The 19,412-nt window shown below is 51.5% G+C and carries 13 protein-coding genes; 12 read left to right on the top strand and 1 reads right to left on the bottom strand.

Annotated elements, in window-relative coordinates:
• Positions 1 to 197 precede the first annotated feature (197 nt).
• The 7 genes from cdaA (at position 198) to ACFO1S_RS11350 (ending at position 9,138) form a co-directional block, all read left to right on the top strand.
• Positions 198 to 1,028 (top strand): diadenylate cyclase CdaA, encoded by an 831-nt coding sequence (gene cdaA / locus ACFO1S_RS11380; RefSeq protein ID WP_204606266.1) that lies wholly within the window; start codon positions 198 to 200, stop codon positions 1,026 to 1,028.
• Positions 1,021 to 2,370 (top strand): CdaR family protein, encoded by a 1,350-nt coding sequence (locus tag ACFO1S_RS11375; RefSeq protein ID WP_204606267.1) that lies wholly within the window; start codon positions 1,021 to 1,023, stop codon positions 2,368 to 2,370. The genes cdaA and ACFO1S_RS11375 overlap by 8 nt, the downstream gene beginning before the upstream one ends.
• A gap of 50 nt (positions 2,371 to 2,420) precedes the next feature.
• Complete coding sequence (gene glmM, locus ACFO1S_RS11370) at positions 2,421 to 3,761, top strand: phosphoglucosamine mutase (RefSeq protein ID WP_204606268.1); 1,341 nt, start codon at positions 2,421 to 2,423, stop codon at positions 3,759 to 3,761.
• Positions 3,762 to 4,424: 663 nt separating this feature from the next.
• The gene (gene glmS, locus ACFO1S_RS11365) at positions 4,425 to 6,257 is read left to right on the top strand and encodes a glutamine--fructose-6-phosphate transaminase (isomerizing) (protein WP_204606269.1); all 1,833 of its coding nucleotides are present in this window, start codon (positions 4,425 to 4,427) and stop codon (positions 6,255 to 6,257) included.
• A gap of 436 nt (positions 6,258 to 6,693) precedes the next feature.
• Positions 6,694 to 7,254: a helix-turn-helix domain-containing protein gene (locus tag ACFO1S_RS11360; protein WP_204606270.1), complete on the top strand. Its 561-nt coding sequence runs from the start codon at positions 6,694 to 6,696 to the stop codon at positions 7,252 to 7,254.
• A 214-nt stretch (positions 7,255 to 7,468) separates the two neighbouring features.
• Complete coding sequence (locus ACFO1S_RS11355; protein WP_204606271.1) at positions 7,469 to 8,701, top strand: CynX/NimT family MFS transporter; 1,233 nt, start codon at positions 7,469 to 7,471, stop codon at positions 8,699 to 8,701.
• A gap of 5 nt (positions 8,702 to 8,706) precedes the next feature.
• Entirely contained in the window at positions 8,707 to 9,138 is a 432-nt protein-coding gene (locus tag ACFO1S_RS11350; RefSeq protein WP_204606272.1) for a universal stress protein, read from the top strand.
• A gap of 460 nt (positions 9,139 to 9,598) precedes the next feature.
• Here ACFO1S_RS11350 and ACFO1S_RS11345 read toward each other — a convergent pair whose 3' ends face one another.
• Positions 9,599 to 10,507 (bottom strand): aminoglycoside phosphotransferase family protein, encoded by a 909-nt coding sequence (locus ACFO1S_RS11345; RefSeq protein ID WP_204606273.1) that lies wholly within the window; start codon positions 10,505 to 10,507, stop codon positions 9,599 to 9,601.
• A gap of 771 nt (positions 10,508 to 11,278) precedes the next feature.
• On the opposite strand from ACFO1S_RS11345, the gene ACFO1S_RS11340 reads away from it, so the two are divergent.
• From ACFO1S_RS11340 to ACFO1S_RS11320, 5 genes are all read left to right on the top strand, one after another.
• Positions 11,279 to 11,647: a VOC family protein gene (locus tag ACFO1S_RS11340; RefSeq protein ID WP_204606274.1), complete on the top strand. Its 369-nt coding sequence runs from the start codon at positions 11,279 to 11,281 to the stop codon at positions 11,645 to 11,647.
• A 156-nt stretch (positions 11,648 to 11,803) separates the two neighbouring features.
• Positions 11,804 to 12,088, top strand: a complete 285-nt coding sequence (locus tag ACFO1S_RS11335; protein WP_204606279.1) for a helix-turn-helix domain-containing protein — start codon at positions 11,804 to 11,806, stop codon at positions 12,086 to 12,088.
• Positions 12,089 to 12,570: 482 nt separating this feature from the next.
• Positions 12,571 to 17,646: an S-layer homology domain-containing protein gene (locus ACFO1S_RS11330; RefSeq protein WP_378126796.1), complete on the top strand. Its 5,076-nt coding sequence runs from the start codon at positions 12,571 to 12,573 to the stop codon at positions 17,644 to 17,646.
• 301 nt (positions 17,647 to 17,947) lie between these two features.
• The gene (locus tag ACFO1S_RS11325; protein ID WP_204605748.1) at positions 17,948 to 18,826 is read left to right on the top strand and encodes a M15 family metallopeptidase; all 879 of its coding nucleotides are present in this window, start codon (positions 17,948 to 17,950) and stop codon (positions 18,824 to 18,826) included.
• Between the two features lie 24 nt (positions 18,827 to 18,850).
• A partial coding sequence (locus ACFO1S_RS11320) for a VanZ family protein (RefSeq protein ID WP_378126795.1) occupies positions 18,851 to 19,412 on the top strand: 562 nt, incomplete at its 3' end.

Raw genomic sequence — 19,412 nt, 5'->3', positions numbered from 1 at the left:
TTCGTCAGCTTTCGACAGCTCGGTTAAAGAGGCTCTGTGACAGCCGAAGAAACCTCTCTGGACCAAGGGGAGGTTTTTTTGCGTAAATGACAGGATTTATGGGCAATAGTAGAGAAGATAATAAAGATCGCGTTAGCGCGTAATTCCGACAATATTCGTCGCAATTAATCCAGCGCCGGGACGGGAGGGGTCGCGTCTTGGACTATTTTGCCGGGCTGACACTTAAAAATTCAATTAAAGACATTATCGATGTGCTGATCGTCAGCTACATCATCTATAGGGTTATTATCATGGTTCGGGGCACGCGGGCCGTTCAGCTGCTCAAGGGGATCTTCTTGCTCGTACTCACCTGGGCAATCAGCACGTGGCTGAATCTGTATACGCTGAAATGGCTCATGAACGAGATGTTTACGCTGGGCGTGCTGAGCGTTCTGATCATCTTCCAGCCGGAGCTGCGAAGAGCGTTGGAGCAGCTGGGGCGAGGCAAGCTGTTCAGCCGCTCGACGCCGGAGGAGCAGGACGTCAGCCATCAGATCAATGAGGTCATTAAGTCCGTGAATTATTTGGCCCGCAGAAAGATAGGGGCGTTAATCGTATTCGAGCGGACGACGGGGCTGAACGATTACATCGAGTCCGGAATCAAGATGGAATCGAAGCTCAGCTCCGAGCTGCTGAGCAACGTATTCGTACCGAATACGCCGCTGCACGACGGCGCGGTTATCCTTCGCGGGAGCGTCATTATGGCTGCGGGCTGTTATTTGCCGCTGTCGGAGAACCCTTTTATCAGCAAGGAATTGGGTACCCGTCATCGGGCGGCCATCGGAGTAACCGAGGTGTGCGACGCGATATCCGTCACGGTGTCGGAGGAGACGGGACAAGTCTCGCTGGCGATTAACGGACAGATCGTGCGCGACATTAAGGAAGAATCGTTGATCTCCAAGCTGTTCGAGGAGCTGCGCCCGCAGTTCAAGTCCAAGAGCACGGACTGGGCGTTCTGGAAGCGGAAGGGGGGCAACAACCATGGATAAATGGTTGAACCACCCTACCGTAGCGAAGCTTGTCGCGCTCGCGCTGGGCATTCTGATGTGGGCGGTCGTGCATTTCGATCCGGATGACGCTTCCCCGAACAATGTTGCGTCTTTATACGAGACGAAGGTAATTGAGGGTGTAGTCGTGCAGCCTTACGGCCTGGACGAGCGAAATTACGTGCTGATCGGGATGGAGCCTCTCAAGGTGAATCTGACGGTGCGGGGTACCAAAAGCGATCTTCGAATCGCTCAGACGAAGGATTATCGGCTGCGGGTCGATCTAAGAACGGTGGGCGAAGGCCAGCATACACTGCAATTGGAGGAAAATCTGCCTAGAGGAATAACGTCGGTATCGTTATCTCCTTCCTCCGTGACGGTCAGCATCGAGGCTCTGCAGACGAAGGAGTTCGAGGTGGCCATACAGACGAAGGGCAGCACCGCCAAGGGCTACAAGGTCGGAACGCCGATTGTGAAGCCGAGCAATCGGGTTCACGTGACGCTTCCGAAGAGCCAGCTGGCCGACGTGGCCAGCGTCGGGGCGACCGTGGAGATTGCCGGCGAGAAGGAAACGATCAAGAGCAAGCGAGTGAAGCTGTCGGCCTTCGACAAGAACGGCCAGCCTATTGAGAATGCGGTCATCGATCCTGCCGTGCTGGAGGTGGAGGTGCCGATTACGAATCCGTTCAAGACGGTGCCGCTGCAGTTCAAGCTGGTCGGCCAGATGTCGGCCGGACTTAGCGTGGCTTCCTTCAAGCCGGACGTGGAGCAGGTGACCGTCTACGGGCCTCAGGACGCGCTGGACGCAATTGAATTTATCGAGGTGGACGTTCCTCTGACCGAGGTGAGAAATTCAGGCAAGATTACGGTTCCGCTTGAGGCGGTTGCTCCGATTATCGAAATTTCGCCGCAGAAGATCGATATCAACATCGAGGTGCTGTTGTCTACGACAAGAACGCTGGAAGGACTTCCGATCGAGCTAAGCGGGCTTGGGGAAGGGCTTGTCGCGACCATTCTCGATCCCGTGACGGGGAAGGCGGATATCCGTATTCAGGGGGCTCCGCAGATTCTGGACCGGCTGCGGCCGGGAGACGTCGATGTGATCGCGGACGTCAGCGGTCGCGGGCCGGGGACGTATACCCTTCCGTTGATCGTGAGCCTCGAAAGGTTCATGGAACAGGCTGGGGGGACCAAGAGCATTACGGTTGAGATCAAGGAGGAGCCGTCGACCGAGACAAGCGCCGGCGGCGAGGAGACTCCGGTAGACGGCACAACTGAGGAACAAGGCGGCAATGACCAGGAAACGAACGTAACTCCTGAGCCTACCCCCTCTTCGCAGCCTTAAGAGAGAGCAGACTGTAGGAACATGAGGATAGAAGGAGCAGGAATCGACCAATGGGGAAATATTTCGGAACAGACGGCGTACGAGGAGTTGCCAACGAGCAGTTGACGCCTGAATTGGCTTATCGGATCGGACGCTGCGGCGGGGTTGTGCTGGCGGGCAAGGTGAAGAGACCTAAAGTATTGATTGGAATGGATACGCGAATCTCGGGCCAGATGCTCGAAAGCGCGTTGACGGCAGGCCTGCTGTCCATCGGCGCGGATGTGGTGCGTCTCGGCGTGGTCAGCACGCCGGCAGTGGCTTTCTTGACCCGTACGACGGATGCGGATGCCGGAGTTATGATCTCGGCGTCGCATAATCCGGTTGAAGATAACGGCATCAAGTTTTTCGGCGGAGACGGCTTTAAGCTGCTCGACGAGACGGAAGCGGAAATCGAGCGGCTAATGGACGCCGAGCAAGACACGCTGCCCAGACCGGTCGGCGGGGATATCGGCTCGGTGAAGTCGGATAAGCTCGCGAAGCTCGATTATGTAGAGTACTTAAAGTCGACGGTAGGACATTCGTTCGCCGGCGTGAAGCTGGTGCTGGACTGCGCGCACGGAGCCGCTTATGAGCTGGCCCCCGATATTTTCCGCGCGCTCGGCGCCGAGGTGATCGCCTATGGAGCGGAGCCGAACGGGCTGAATATTAACGATGGCGTCGGATCGACGCATCCGGAGATGCTGGCGGCGAAGGTGAAGGAGCACAAGGCCGATCTGGGCCTGGCCTTCGATGGCGATGCGGACCGCTTGATCGCGATAGACGAGAATGGCGAGGAGACGGACGGGGACTTCATTCTGTGCATCTGCGGCGATGCGATGCGCCGTGCGGGCAAGCTGGCCAAGGATACGATCGTTACGACGGTGATGGCGAACATCGGCTTCTTCAAAGCGGCCGAGCAGCTGGGCCTGAGCACGGCCAAGACGGCCGTAGGCGACCGCTACGTCATGGAGGAAATGGTGAACGGCGGCTACAACCTGGGCGGCGAACAGTCGGGACATGTGATCTTCCTGGATCATAGCACGACGGGTGACGGCATTCTGACGGGCTTGCAGCTGGTGGATACCTTGGTGGCGTCGGGCAAGAAGCTGAGCGAGCTGAAGAAGATGATGCGCAAATATCCGCAGATGCTGGTGAATGTACGAGTAGCAGACAAGTCCCGTTATCCGGGGAATGAGGCGATTGCCAAAGCCGTAGCGACGGCGGAGGCGGAGCTGGGCGATAACGGCCGCATTCTCGTGCGTCCGTCGGGTACGGAGGCGCTGATCCGGGTGATGGCCGAAGGGCCGGATCGAGAGGAGATCGAACGCCATGTCTCGGCTATCGTAGAGGTCGTGAAGGCGGAATTGGTGTAGATGATAAGCAGGAGAGCGTTTCTTCCGGTCGGAGGGAGCTCTCTTTTTTTTGCGTGGGCGGCTGACGCGGATGAAAGCGCTGCACTGCAAGGGCGGCGCGTTCGACAGGCACATGTACTGCGGGAAAGAACGATGTAGAAAGGAGTCATTTCCTGGGAAATCGTTGTGCCCAAGTTGCAACATCCCTGCAAAACGAATAAGATAAGGAATAGATTCTGGAATGGAAGGGCAGGGTAGAGGGAAACGGAACAATAGCGCCAGAACTTGCTGAATGGCGGCGAACCGCGGAAGGGCGACAATCAGGAACGGGAAAGCTGATTCGAGCCAACGGCTGAAGCGGGTAGAGCTGCGACAAGCAAGTTGACGAGGTGGAGGTGTTCGGAATGTTCGGCGGGGACCTCCCGGCTTATCATCGGAGCCGACAATCGGAACTCAAAACGCTTAGGGCAACCAGGCGTACAAAAGTCCGATACGATGCCAAGTGCAACACACCATTCAGACATGTCCGGCGACCTGCGATCGGTCGCTTGAGGGGCATAACGTGGGATCTTCGGGGGACAAAGAGCGGGCCCTCTATTTGATTACGGCTAGTGCCGCTCATTCGGCTTGGTTGCGGGGACTCGGAGCGTTGTCGAGAACTTATAAACGGAGGCCTGTATTACTATGTGCGGAATCGTTGGATATATTGGATTTAGAGAGTCTCAGCCTATTCTTATCGAAGGGCTTAAGAAGCTGGAATACCGGGGATATGATTCGGCGGGAATCGCTGTGCAGACGGAGCAAGGGCTGGAGGTCACCAAGACGGTAGGCCGTCTGGCGAACCTGGAAAATCGGTTGAGCGGAGATCCGCTGCGCGGCACGGTCGGCATCGGGCACACGCGGTGGGCGACGCACGGCAAGCCTTCGGACGTCAACTCTCATCCGCATACGGACAATTCATCGAAATTTTCCGTCGTTCATAACGGCATTATCGAGAATTACCTGGAGCTGAAGGAAGAGCTCGTACAGGAGGGGCATCGGTTTCTGTCGGAGACGGATACGGAGGTCATCTCGCATCTGATTGCCGTTGAGTACGAAGGTGACATCGTCAAAGCCGTGCAGCGGGCGGTCAAGAAAATGCGCGGCGCATTCGCACTCGGCGTCTTGACGGAGCATGAGCCGGACCGCCTGGTGGCGGTGCGCTATGCCAGTCCCCTGATCATCGGCGTCGGTGAAGGGGAGAAGTATATCGCGTCGGACATTCCGGCTATTCTGGAGCACACGCGCGACATCTACATTCTGAACGACGGGGAGATGGCCGTGCTGACGCGCGACGGCGTCGAGCTGTTGACGATTGAGGGCAACCTGATTGCGAAAGAGATTTTCCATGTCGATTGGGATCTGATGACCGCGGAGAAGGGCGGCTTCGACCACTTCATGCTGAAGGAAATTCACGAGCAGCCGAAGGCTTATCGCGATACGATGCTGGGACGCATCAGCGATGACGGACGTTCCGTGGAGCTTCCCGAGTTGAAGATGACGGCGGAGCAGCTGCGAGGCATTAGCCGCGTACACATCGTAGCTTGCGGTACGGCGCTTCATGCCGGTCTGGTCGGGAAAAATGTGATCGAGTCGCTCGTTCGCATTCCGGTCGAGACGGATGTCGCATCGGAGTATCGCTATCGTTCGCCGATCATTACGCCGGATACGCTCGTGATCGTCGTAAGCCAATCGGGCGAGACGGCCGACACGCTGGCGGCTCTGCGCGAAGCGCAGCGCTGCGGCGCACGCGTGCTGGCGATCACGAACGTCGTGGGCAGCTCCGTGGCTCGCGAAGCGGACGACGTCATCATTACGCTGGCCGGACCGGAGATCGCGGTTGCGTCCACGAAGGCTTACTCGTCGCAGCTGATTGCATTTTTCTTGTTCGGCTTGTACTGGGCTCAGCAGACTGGCCGCCAAGACGAGGCGTCGGTTGCCCAGATTCTGGCCGCGATGCAGTCACTGCCGGAGCAGGTCGAGAGGATTCTGGCCCAGGGAGAGGTCATCAAGGAAGTCGCGGAATCCATCTCCCATCACAGCAGCCTGTTCTTCATCGGTCGCGGCGTCGATTACGCAGTGGCGATGGAAGGCTCGCTGAAGCTGAAGGAAATCTCGTATATCCATTCCGAGGCCTATGCCGCAGGGGAGCTTAAGCACGGTACGCTTGCGCTGATCGAGGAAGGAACGCCGGTCATCGCGCTTCTGACCCAAGAAGGGCTGTACGAAAAAATGCTTAGTAACATTAAAGAAACGAAGGCGCGCGGAGCTCATGTGCTGGGCATCGTGAACGAAGGACAAGAGGAAGAGGTCTCCAAGTCCGTAGACCGGCAGTTCTCGATCCCTCGCACGCTGCCGCTCCTGACGCCGGCCCTGTCGGTTATTCCTCTGCAGCTGTTGTCTTACTACGCTTCCCTGGCTTTGGGGCACGATGTCGATAAGCCGCGGAACCTGGCTAAGAGCGTTACGGTGGAGTAGGCGGGAGTGGCTTGGAGTGGTGGTTTGTTCTCGGACTGTCAGAAGAAAATAAAGTATTAGACTGAAAAATAAAGTATTAGACTCGGAAAATAAAGTATTAGACTAAGAAAATAAAATTGTAGACTGACGGATTTGACCATACTGCTGCTAGGAATTTTTCTACCGTCTATAGAATCTACATCGAGAAAAATAATATGATTCCAAATAGGGCTGCCTGCAGGTAGCCCTGTTTTCTTTTAAGGAGATGTTGTCGTTGTCAGAAGAAATAAAATTGTAGGCTGAGAAAATAAGGGATTACACTGACGAAGCTTCATTAAAGCGAACGGGCAGAATTATTTCATAGGAGTGAAGTCCACCATCAAATACTAATCGTATGGAAACGAATCTAGATAAATAATATACTAGCTATAACTGTTTTTTTGTTGAGGTGATACTAATGGATGGAATAGATGAATCCAAAGAACTTGTACTACAAATCGGCGTCGCCTTGAAAAAGTACAGAAAAGAAAAAAACATGAGCTTAGACGACTTATCAGAGCTAACAGGCGTAAGCAAACTTACTCTGGGGAATATCGAACGTGGCGAGACAAATCCAACTTTGGCGATGATATGGAAAATTTCAAAAGGGATATCTTTACCGCTATTGGCTTTGTTCAAATCAAAAGACTCTGCTAGTTTGTATCGAGCAGGCGAAGGACTGCGGTTTTCTAATGATCAAAAAAATTGGATCATTGAACCAGTCTTTAAGAGTAACGATATTGAAATGTGTCGGGCTTACTTACAGCCAAATAGCTCGTATCAGCCTGAAGGTCATCATGTGAATACAACTGAAATTGCGACAGTCATGACGGGTTCAATTGAAATTCAAGTCAATGGAGAGATTTACACATTGAATCAATATGATACGATCAGTTTTCGTGCAGATTGTCCTCATTCTTATACCAATCATACGGATAGCGAAACAGTGCTCCATATATCCTTAAAGTACGATTTCTAAAGTCGAAAATTCTACTTATTAAATACAACTCTGAATTCCATGACGGGAATTTCAGAGTTGTATTTTTGTTTTTAGATGAAATAAAGTATGTTATAAAATACTTATTGATAAAAATAATATATTATAATATACTTTACTTATTCGCGCGGATGTATTGTTTTTTTCAATCAGCATAGCAAATAATACGTAAGAATTCAGGAAGGAGAAATTAAGAATGCCGAACGAACAAAATAATAAAGCCGTACCATCCTCTATAGGGCTGATTATTCTCGGCATTATTGTTATTGCAGCTAATTTACGTACTCCCTTAACATCAGTCAGTCCTTTAGTGAGTCTAATAAGGGATGACGTTCATATTTCAAATACATTAGCAGGCCTTATCACAACGGTACCCTTGCTTGCATTTGCTTTATTATCGCCTCTAGTACCAAAATTAGGACAAAGGTATGGGGTTGAACGTATCATTTTTATTGCCCTAATCTTTCTGACTGTTGGTATTGGAATACGTTCTTTATCTGGCGCAGCTAATCTGTTTATTGGGACAGCAATTCTTGGATTCGCAATTGCCGTATGTAATGTATTATTGCCAAGTATAATCAAAAGGGATTTCCCAAATAAAATTGGCTCCATGACAGGTGTTTACTCCATTTCAATGAGTTTATGTGGAGCAATCGCATCGGGAATCAGTGTGCCTCTAGCCGTGAACGCAGGTCTAAAATGGCAGGGAGCATTGGGAATATGGGGGATTCTAAGCTTTGTATCGATCCTCTGTTGGTTACCCCAATTAAGAAATCAAACGAAGCAAACAACCACGACGAGTCAACAAATGGCCAGCAATGATGTGAATGTTTGGAAATCCCTCATTGCCTGGCAAGTAACCTTGTTTATGGGTATACAGTCCATGATTTTCTATGTGTTGATCGCATGGTTGCCTGAAATTTTAAAGCAGCAAGGAATTGCTCCAAATCAATCAGGATGGTACCTCTCGATCATGCAGTTAGTTATGCTTCCATTTGCCTTTATTGTCCCCGTTATTGCTGGGCGCATGTCTAGCCAACGGTTGTTAGTGGTCATTACAACCATTTTGCTTTTGGCGGGAACGATTGGACTTCTTTACGGAAGCTCCAATATGATTCTGTTGTGGATCACCATGCTCGGAATTGGTGGAGGCTTCGCCTTTAGTTTGTCCATGATGTTTTTCGGGTTACGTACTGAAAATGCGCATCAAGCAGCGAAACTGTCTGGCATGGCGCAATCGATCGGATATCTTTTTGCCGCAGTCGGTCCTGCTCTAATAGGATATCTTCATGATGCGACAAATAGTTGGAACCTGCCACTTTTCATTCTGCTTGCCGCTGCGGTCTTGCTCTTTTTAGTCGGTATAGGAGCAGCAAGAAACCGTTTTGTAGGTCGCCGAAATAGTTACGAGCTGCTACGGAAAGGATGATAAATATGTTTGACAAAATTATGGTGACCATTGATAAAGCTAAAATAACGAACAAACTCCTCGATGCAACCATTGAAATAGCCCGAAACAAACAAACTCAAGTTACCTTGGTTAATGTCAGCCAGGAATATGTACCGAATGGCATGACATATGTACCAGAAAAATTCTTGGAAGAAATATTGAACGAAATGGAAAAAGCGAGTTTGGAACAGCTGAAACAAGCCAAATCTAAATTAAAATCTGCGGGGATTAACCCGGAAACAGTTCATCTTAAGGGAGATCCTGCACATGAAATATTAAAATATGCAGGGGATACTGAGCAGCAACTCATTATTATTGGGAGCCGTGGGCTAAGTGGCATAAAAGAAATGATGCTTGGAAGTGTCAGCCACAAGGTTTCACAGCTATCAAGTTGCCCAGTCCTCATTGTGCATTAACTCTTTCGGGGACTGCAGAGATGATGCATTGTTATACTAAAGGGTGCGTTATTTGAATGACTACAGCGGCAGTCTAAGACTTTATTTTTCAAGTCTTGGTCCGCCGCTGCTTCTTTTAAGGGATCAGTCTAATACTTATTTCTCAAAGGCTGACGATTCATCAATTCAAAAATCGCGTTAAATCAACGACTCCAGTCTAAAACTTTATTTTCACCGAACACTAGGGCCATTAAGCTCACTCGAAAGATAGTTTAACAACAACACGAAGGCAGCCGGTCCGGAACGATCGGCTGCCTTAATTCAAAATATGAAGAGAACAAAAGCAGCGAGGAAGCCGAAACGAATCCTGCTTCTCTGTGAATGTCAGGCCCACAAGGATCGTTCGGCTCGACCGCAGCCGGTCGCCTACGATACCGCGAGATGATGAAGTTGCTGTGAACGCGGTAGAAAAACGTATGATTCATGCTTCATCTAGCAGCTTCGTAAACCGCTCCGAGATGTCGATGCCTTCCTTCCAGTCAGCACCACCCTCGACTGCCCAGCATGCTTCAAGCACACCACGTGCAATGCCCCACCGCGCAATGCGGCTGCGATCAAGGCTGAGCCGCTCCGATATTATCGCCACGCGGCGGCTTAGAACCGTATCGCAGTCTCCGTTACGATCGACGTAATTGAGCAAGTACTGAATCGTCTCGAAGTAAATATCTCCTATAATTCCTTTCGGATCGATGACCGCCCAACCGCCATCACCATGCTGTAAAATATTCTCATGATGTAGATCGCCGTGAATTAGCACTGTTTCGGTGGTCGTCCTGAGCAGCTCCTCCAATGTCTCTTCAGCCCGAACAACCCAATGCTCGGGGAGCGGACCTTCCATGCCGAAGCGGTTGCGATAACGGACAAACGCTTCGAACCATCTGCGCATCGTCTGAAAATCCCCTTCCTCGGCGACAAACGGACTACGAAGACGTCCGAACACCTCACAGAAAACCTCAGTCGCCTCTCTGTCATCCATCGTGGCGGACAGTGGTGAACCGGGAAGAACACGTTCAAGCACAGCAGCGCCGAGTTCATCCTTCCGCTCGATCACCTGAACGGCTCCTCTCCCCGCGAATGCGGTCAACGTTCGCATCTCTTTCGCAAGATCGTCTTTCTCGAACGATATCTTGAGCACGATCGGTCTGCCCTCTCCATTAATGCCATGCGCGATATAGTTATAAGATAAATTATCAAATGGCGCCTCCACCTTAATGCCAAATTGCGCTTCGCTCTTGGAAATCAGATCAGGCAGCGAGCGAACCCACTCCTCTACGCGCGAACCGTAAACGTTTACCATTTTCTCATGGAAGTTGTCCGGTATTCTTGTCATGATCTTACGTAGCTCTCCCTCCTAGCCGGTTTGATAGTCAGAATCAGAAACAGAGGTACATCCCGATTAATTCGACAGCGGGGCATCTGAAGCCTTCGATTTCCGGGACTTGATGCAAAAAACGCCTAGCAGGACAACATGGTGCCTCCGCTTACGTTCAGCGCTTCACGCGCCTCTGCGTTCGCCGGAGCGTAGCGCCCGAGCACGAACTGCTCTACCAGCACATCGGTCAGCGCCAGCATTTGCACCATGACTTTATATGCGCAGGCATGCCTTAGTGAGAAGCACACATCAACGCAACGGCGTCATCGCCAATGGCAGGTATCAGCGATGGTGACGGTTTGGTCCAACTCGCTGGCCTTGGTGACAAACGGCTGGCAAAACATCTACAGTCTAGGACTATATTTTTTCGTCAAGGCTGTCGCTGATATAACTTAGGTCAGTCTAGCACTTTATTTTCCTTGAACAGTGGTTGTGTCAAAAGAAAATAAAGATTTAGACGGTAGTCACTAAACCTGAATCATTCAAAAACCGAATAAGAGTAGAAATCGAAAAAATGAAAGAACTCTACTGACATACTGTTGGCAGTAGGGGGATTGTATAATCAAGACATGCAAAATGAAAGTGAGGTTACACAGTACAGGGCAGCACAAGCTAAACATTAACACACTCAGTACACTGGTCATTAATGAATTGTTTTCGCAATTCCTTTAAGAAAAACCGTTGGAGACACCTCTAACATAAACTACCGCATATACTAAGGAGGACACTATGTCAGCAATTGGACCCGACTTCATTTCACTTCAAGTTAGCAATCTTGAAGGCTCTGCGGAATTCTATCAAAACTATCTCGGACTCGTCCGCGCACAGGTGGGACCACCTCATGCTGTGGTCTTTGAAACAAAGCCTATTGCATTTGCTCTTCGTGACCTAATGCCAGGAATAGAACTCGGTCCAGGTACTCAGCCTGGACTTGGTGTCGCTCTGTGGCTTCATGCCCCTGATACGCAAGAAATCCACGACAAGCTTATTGCAGCAGGCGTAAAGATTACATCCGCACCAATAGATGGACCATTCGGGCGAACCTTTACATTTGCCGACCCAGATGGTTACCTAGTTACCCTTCACAGTAAAGCCTAATACGCAACTGTATCCAGCGATTATTACAACATTAAGACCGTGTTCCTAATGGTGATATGCTCCCCATACGGTAGGCAGGTGAAATAATAAAACCTGTTACTGTAAGGGGAGTTTTTTCATGTCTAAAAGAATCTTAGTGCAACGGAGAAGTTAGCTATCCTTCAAGAGATTGAAAGCGGCCATAGTGGAATAAAGGGAGCTATCAGGAAGTATGGTTTGAACAAGTCTACCCTAGCCCAATGGCGACGTCGTTATCAGTTATATGGTTATGAAGGATTGGAGACCTGCACTCATAATCGTAGTTATTCCGAGGAGCTTAAGTACCAAGCGGTTACTCAGTCTACTACTTTATTTTCTATGATTAGTCACTGTTTGCAGTACGGACATCTTCTTCTGCTTGTTCACCTAAGACTTGTTCCTCAATACCTGACAATTTGGTAACCGAAAAACCACGTCAGATCAATAACCCCAGTCTATTACTTTTTTTTCATTTGAACAGTGTTTGTTCTCGGACAATAAATAATAAAAAATTGAGGCTTCGTAGCAAAAACCACATGAGAGTGTAACAACTCCATGTGGTTTCTTTTTGCCCCCGGCACTTCAAGGAAGATTAACACCGGTTATTATCCGAGGCTTTAATATTGATTATGAATGACGTGCCTAAGAGACCCTCCAATATCACTTACAGATAAAACGGCATTATTCGAAAGCCAACCCTACAAAAACGTCAAAAATCCGCAAGGCTTGATACTGCGCGAATCTGGCTGATTCTTTCATTATTCTTTTATTGGCCGTCTTTATAATGAAATGTAGTAGTCGTCCAGTTGCATAAACCGCAGAAGCCTATCCGTATCCCGTTCATCCGACAAGCTTCTGCCCTCATCGTCATTTCGCTTCAACCGTCACAGTAAAGGAGAAACATCATGAAAAATTCAGTCTTATGCCTATTAATTGCATTATTTGCGTTCGGGACTTCATTCTCGCAGATTCGACCTGTATATGCAGCCGAGAACGACTTTACTTTTACGGTCGGTTCCAACGGCGCAACGGTTAAGGACTACGTGGGCACGGATCTGAACGTGGTTATTCCCGCTACGTACGAGGGGACGACGGTAACCGAGATTGGGAGATCGGCATTTGATACGTACGGTACGGGCAAACCTAAAATTACGAGCGTCGTGATTCCGAACAGCGTGAAAGTCATTCAAACGTATGGATTCCGTTATACTAGCCTCACTTCCATAGACCTTCCTGATAGCTTGTTAACGATCGGCGCTAGCGCATTCGAAAACAATCCGCTTACAACCGTCGTTTTTCCGGACAGTGTGACGACTATCGGTAACTATTCTTTTTATATGAATAGTTTGACATCGATTAAACTGTCGGAAAATTTGAAGACGATTAATGGCGGAGCTTTCGACACCAATCACATTACGAAACTGGTCATCCCGGCCGGTGTAACGAGTGTCGCCAGTAGCTCATTCTATAATAACAACTTGACAAGCGTAACGGTGTTAGGCGATGCAACAACGTTTGGGACAGGCGTATTTGCGAGTAATCCGGGCAATCTGAAAATATTCGGAATTGCGAATTCACCCGCAGCCGCTTATGCGCCGAGCAATGGGCATACGTTTGTGGATGGAACGGAGTTGTTTAAAGCGGTCGCTAGCGCCAAGTCGTTGTTGAAAAGTCATCTGCCGGGCACCGGTGTAGGACAAGTGCCGGCCAATGCCTACAACGACTTGTCTGCAGCCTATGACGCAGCCATGCTTTTTATCGACGGAATCGGGAATTCCACCGTTGCCTCCGACCTGGCTCACGCCGCAGCCCCACTGACCTCTTCAATCGCGGCATTCAATGCGCAAATTGTCCAGGCCGGCAATCCCGCGGCGTTGGGGGCGGCGATCGCGGCGGCGCAGCAGGCGTTGACGGATCATCCGCAAGGCGTAAACGTGGGACAAACGTCGGCGGGAGACCGCAGCGCTTTGCAGAACGCGATTGCTGCAGCCCAGCAAATTTTCAATCAGGCCAACAACTATCTGCAGGACGAATTGGACGTGGCTGTCGCAAATTTGGAAACGGCGTTAGATACATTCGAAGACGCGATTATCTCAGCCGGCGATCCGACGGCGCTGGGCGCGGCAATCACGGCGGCTCAGCAGGCGCTGACGGATCATCCGCAAGGCGTAAACGTGGGGCAGACGTCGGCGGGAGCGCGCACCGCACTGCAGACCGCGTCCAATACGGCGCAGCAGATTCTCGATAACGCGAGCAGTTACACGCAGGGTCAATTGGATACTGCCGTTAACCAGTTAAATTCAGCGGTACAAGTCTTTAATGCCGCTATTCTTCAACCGGGCATTCCGACGGCGCTGGGCGCGGCGATTACGGCGGCGCAGCAGGCGCTGACGGATCATCCGCAAGGCGTAAACGTGGGGCAGACGTCGGCGGGAACGCGAACCGCATTGCAGACCGCGTCCAATACGGCGCAGCAGATTCTCGATAACGCGAGCAATTACACGCAGGATCAATTGGATACTGCCGTCGGCCAGTTAAATTCAGCGGTACAAGTCTTTAATGCCGCTGTTCTTCAACCGGGTATACCGACAGCGCTGGGCGCAGCGATCACGGCGGCGCAGCAGGCGCTGACGGATCATCCGCAAGGCGTAAACGTGGGGCAGGCGTCAGTGGGAACGCGCACCGCACTGCAGAGCGCGTCTAATGCGGCGCAGCAGATTCTCAATAACGCGAGCAATTACACGCAGGATCAACTGGATGCTGCTGTCGGCCAGTTAAATTCAGCGGTACAAGTCTTTAATGCCGCTGTTATTCAACCTGGTATTCCGACAGCGCTGGGTACATCGATAACGGCGGCGCAGCAGGCACTGACGGATCATCCGGAAGGCGTAAACGTGGGGCAGACGTCGGCGGGAGCGCGCACCGTACTGCAGACCGCCTCTAATACGGCGCAGCAGATTCTCGATAACGCGAGCAATTACACGCAGGATCAATTGGATATTGCCGTCGGCCAGTTAAATTCAGCGGTACAAGTCTTTAATGCTGCCGTTCTTCAACCGGGCATACCGACAGCGCTGGGGTCGGCGATTACGGCGGCGCAGCAGGCGCTGACGGATCACCCGGAAGGCGTAAACGTGGGGCAGACGTCGGCGGAAGCTCGCACCGCGCTGGACACGGCCATTGATACGGCGCAGCAGATTCTCGATAACGCGAGCAATTACACGCAGGATCAACTGGATACTGCCGTCGGGCAGTTAAACTCAGCGGTACAAGACTTTAATGCCGCTGTTATTCAACCGGGTATACCGACAGCGCTGGGCGCAGCGATTATGGCGGCGCAGCAGGCACTGACGGATCATCCGGAAGGTACGGATGTAGGGCAGACTTCGGCCGGAACTCTCACCGCGTTGGAAACGGCCATGGATGCGGCGCAGCAGATTCTCGATAACGCGAGCAATTACACGCAGGATCAATTGGATACTGCCGTCGGGCAGCTAAATTTAGCGGTACAAGACTTTAATGCCGCTGTTATTCAACCGGGTATACCGACAGCGCTGAGCGCAGCGATTATGGCGGCGCAGCAGGCACTGACGGATCATCCGGAAGGTACGGATGTAGGGCAGACTTCGGCCGGAACTCTCACCGCGTTGGAAACGGCCATGGATGCGGCGCAGCAGATTCTCGATAACGCGAGCAATTACACGCAGGATCAATTGGATACTGCCGTCGGGCAGCTAAATTTAGCGGTACAAGTCTTTAATGCCGCTGTTATTCAACCTGGTATTCCGACAGCGCTGGGTACAGCGATAACGGCGGCGCAGCAGGCACTGACGGATCATCCGGAAGGTACGGAGGTAGGGCAGACTTCGGCAGAAGACCGCGCTGCCCTGCAGACCGCGATAGATGCGGCACAGGCTATTGCCGACGATGCGGAAAACCAATCTCAGACTCGATTAGATGAGGCCGCTGCCAGTTTGAACGAAGCTCTGGCGGAATTTGAAGCCGCTTGGGTGGGGATGGTGCTAACCGCCTCGGCCAATGATTTGTACGGCACGAGCGACACGCTTCGCTTTACGGTATTTTACGGATACGAAGTAACCGTGACCGGGACACCGGTCGTTCCGATCAGGGTCGGAGACGATTCCGTCACTCAGACGGTATATGCGCCGTATACGGGAGCGCGCGGCGCGGCATTGACGAAGCTTACTTTCGAATACGAAGTTCCGGCCGGGCTTGCGGATGTGGACGGCATTGAAGTTGCCGCCGCGTTGGAGCTCCCGAACGGCGCCAACATCGTTCGCGCCTCCGGCGGAGCCGCCGCTTCGCTGACGTACGAAGCGCCGGACACGAGCGGAATACGTATCGTGGCGATACCGCCCGATGTTACCCTGACGGCTGCGCCGAACGGATCGGCACGTAAAGCGATCAGCGTGACGGCAAACGTGTACGGAGCGGCTGCGGGTAATGCGCTGACGGAGCTCCGTTGGCTGCCTGGAAGCCTTAGCGAGGCTGATTTTGCCGGCGGAACGAAAGGAACCGATATTTTGGCCGCGCCGCAATTCACCATTACTGCTAACGGCGACTATACCGCATATGCCCGAGACGGAGCAGGCAATGAAGCAGTGAAAGCCATTACCGTCACCGGCATCTCAACACCGTCTTCGTCGGATATCGGCAATCAATCGATCACATCGGAGACGACCGTGAAGATAAATCCGGATGGCGGGATTACCGCTCTTGTCGATCCATCCGACATCAAACAGGTCACGCGTTCGGACGGTACGGTAATCGAACGGGTCATCCTCTCCGAACGGACGAGGGAGCGAGTGCTGGAACTTCTGAAAGATGCGAAGGAACCGTTTGTCAGCATTGAAATCGGCGATCGGGAGCAAGCGGTACAGACACGTTTTCCGGCTGACTGGATCGCGGATATGGCCAAAGCCTATCCGAATGCGATTATCGAGGTGAGGTTGAACGACTCCAGCTTCCAATTGCGGATAAGCGCGATCGATCTGACCGGTTTGGCGGAGCGTCTCGACGCGGAAGTATCGGATTTGACCGTAAGCATCATTCAGGAGCAGGCCGGCGAGGATGTTCGACAGGAGATCGATCGGATTGGCGTTTCCCAAGGCTTTGCCGTATTCGCCGACGTCATCGACTACAAGGTGACGGCGGAAGCAAACGGGCAAACGTTGGAGGTGCGCGACTTCGGCGGATCATACTTGATCCGAACCATTAAATTGGACGGAGAGAAAACGAACCGTAACCTGGTTGCCGTTCAGTATATCCCGGCAAACAGAACCGTCGTTTTTGTTCCGGCACAGCTGGGAGCCGGTCCAGACGGCACAACGGAAGCGATTCTGAACGTGCCGCATAACAGCTTGTATACAGTCGTAGATGTGCAGGCTCGAATGTTCGCAGACTTAAAAGGATATTGGGCGAAGGCGGATGTGGAGCATCTGGCGTCCAAGCTGCTGGTGAACGGCGTGGCGGCCGAACGTTTTGGGCCAGAGGGAACCATTACTCGAGCGGAATTCTCGGCCTTGCTCGTTCGCGGGCTGGGGCTGTCCGTGAAGGAGAGCGAGGGCGGTGCCCGTTTTGCGGATGTCCCTGCGTCCGCATGGTACGCGTCTGCGGTCGATACGGCGGTGGCGAACGGGCTGATGAGCGGCAGCGGTACCGGCCGTTTTGCGCCCAACGACCCGATTACCCGCGAGCAAATGGCCGTGGTGATCGGCGGCGCCTTAACCTTCACCGGCCATGGAACCGGTGGCGATGGGCAAGTGGACGGCCGCCTGGCCGCTCTCACGGATCGAGACTCCATTTCTTCATGGGCGCAAGCGGCGGTAGTCCGAGTATCGGAAGCCGGCATTATGAAAGGGATGGAAGACGGACGCTTCGCCCCGACGGAATATGCAACGAGGGCGCAGGCAGCGGTTATACTGAAGAGGTTCCTGCAATACGTGCATTTTATCGATTAAGACAAGAGATTAAAGAATTGGTTCTTGTTGTTCATACACACGATATTGCAATTGTATTTAATGAATGTAATCTTCGTTTGAGAAAACCAGGCAGCGAGTTCATCGCGTCTGGTTTTTTTGTTGTTCCGATAATCGAGTGCGTATTCTGACAGTATTGTTAGCTAGATTCCTTTTGAAACCATAATCGGCCTATCCGGCAGCATCAGCCATAGTTTAAGAAAAATTTTAGCTTTGAGCGCATTTCCTTTTAAACAGTTTTCTTTATCCTTCTAACATAAGAAGGTAAGGAGGAAGCTAGAGCATGAAGAAATGGGTTATTTGTTTTTTTGTTTTGTTGCTGTTGGGCTACGGATATACGAAGTTAAAGGCGGGTATGAACGATCTGCCCAATGAATCTGGGCTTCACATTGAAATCAGAAATACGCCTGATGCGGTTACCCAAGCGGACGATTTTAAGATAAAAGTATCGAAAGAAATGATATTCCAAGGGGATCTGCTGCTCGTTAATAAGGATCATCCGGTTCCAGACGGTCTAACCCCCGAGTCGGATGTGGTGAGTCTGGTAAGGAATCCCGAATTGATCGACGGATTTGGCTTGCTTGATAACACGATTCTACTATCCCCCCGGCTAGTGGATAAGTTTCGTACCATGATCAAGGATGCGGCACAGGAAGGCGTCGTCCATTTCTTGATTAGCAGCGGATACCGGAACGAGGCTCAGCAGGAGGAGCTGCATCGCACGAAGGGAGCGAAGTTCGCCCTGCCGGCCGGGTATAGCGAGCACAATCTCGGTTTATCAATGGATATCGGCTCCTCACAGGCCGAGATGAATCGGGCTCCGGAAGGGAAATGGCTGAAAGACCATTCTTGGAAATACGGTTTTATTCTGCGTTATCCCGAGGATAAAACAGAGGTGACAGGCATTCAATTCGAACCATGGCATTTCCGCTATGTCGGTTTGCCGCATAGCGCGATTATGCGGGAGAAGAACCTTGTTTTGGAGCAATATCTGGATTTTCTGAAGGAGCAGAAGTCGGTGAGTACAACGATTGGGGAGGACAATTATGAAGTCTTTTACTATCCGGTAACCGAAAATCGCATGATCACTGTGCCGACGCAAGGCGAGTATGAGATTTCCGGCAATAATCAGGACGGTGTGATCGTTACGATTCGCAAATAAGCAGGATAAGGAGGGGATAGGCGAATGAATACGAAAATGGGCGCGGTGGCAGCAAGCAGGATAAAGACGAATATAAATATCAATCTAAACAATAAGAAAGCAAAAAAGAGAGACCGTCTGAGCGAGCTAAGCCTTCGGGCTCTGCTTGTCCTTTATATGTTCATGCTGGTCAAAATTATATTGTTGAAATTTCGCTCTATGGACCCCGGTTTTCTTTGGGGCCGCCTGCTGGCCGGACTTCAGCAACCCGGCTTGCTCTCCCAGAGGCTGGATATGGGCAATTTGGTTCCTTTCCGGGAAATCTCCAGATCGCTGCGCTCGTTATCTGACCACGATATTTTTAATTTGATTGGCAACGTGGCGATTTTTATGCCGCTCGGCATTTTGTTGGGACTGATGTTCCGTAATATAGAAATGGCAGGGCTGAAAATAGCGGTTTGTGCGTTTCTCCTAAGCCTGGGCCTGGAGACCAGTCAGCTTCTGTTCATGATTGGCCAGTTTGACGTCGATGATATATTGCTCAATTCCGTGGGAGGGCTTCTGGGCTTCGTGATCTACCGAACAATTATCAGCCCCTTCCTCTTTG

Source organism: Cohnella boryungensis, from assembly GCF_042651945.1.
In the GTDB taxonomy this organism is placed as follows: Bacteria; Bacillota; Bacilli; order Paenibacillales; family Paenibacillaceae; genus Cohnella; species Cohnella boryungensis.
This window is presented reverse-complemented; position numbering and strand designations above follow the sequence as displayed.

Coding starts and splice junctions, on each gene's coding strand:
- ACFO1S_RS11375 (WP_204606267.1), top strand. CDS start 1,021: ATGGATAAATGGTTGAACCACCCTACCGTAGCGAAGCTTGTCGCGCTC.
- glmM (WP_204606268.1), top strand. CDS start 2,421: ATGGGGAAATATTTCGGAACAGACGGCGTACGAGGAGTTGCCAACGAG.
- glmS (WP_204606269.1), top strand. CDS start 4,425: ATGTGCGGAATCGTTGGATATATTGGATTTAGAGAGTCTCAGCCTATT.
- ACFO1S_RS11360 (WP_204606270.1), top strand. CDS start 6,694: ATGGATGGAATAGATGAATCCAAAGAACTTGTACTACAAATCGGCGTC.
- ACFO1S_RS11355 (WP_204606271.1), top strand. CDS start 7,469: ATGCCGAACGAACAAAATAATAAAGCCGTACCATCCTCTATAGGGCTG.
- ACFO1S_RS11350 (WP_204606272.1), top strand. CDS start 8,707: ATGTTTGACAAAATTATGGTGACCATTGATAAAGCTAAAATAACGAAC.
- ACFO1S_RS11345 (WP_204606273.1), bottom strand. CDS start 10,507: ATGACAAGAATACCGGACAACTTCCATGAGAAAATGGTAAACGTTTAC.
- ACFO1S_RS11340 (WP_204606274.1), top strand. CDS start 11,279: ATGTCAGCAATTGGACCCGACTTCATTTCACTTCAAGTTAGCAATCTT.
- ACFO1S_RS11330 (WP_378126796.1), top strand. CDS start 12,571: ATGAAAAATTCAGTCTTATGCCTATTAATTGCATTATTTGCGTTCGGG.
- ACFO1S_RS11325 (WP_204605748.1), top strand. CDS start 17,948: ATGAAGAAATGGGTTATTTGTTTTTTTGTTTTGTTGCTGTTGGGCTAC.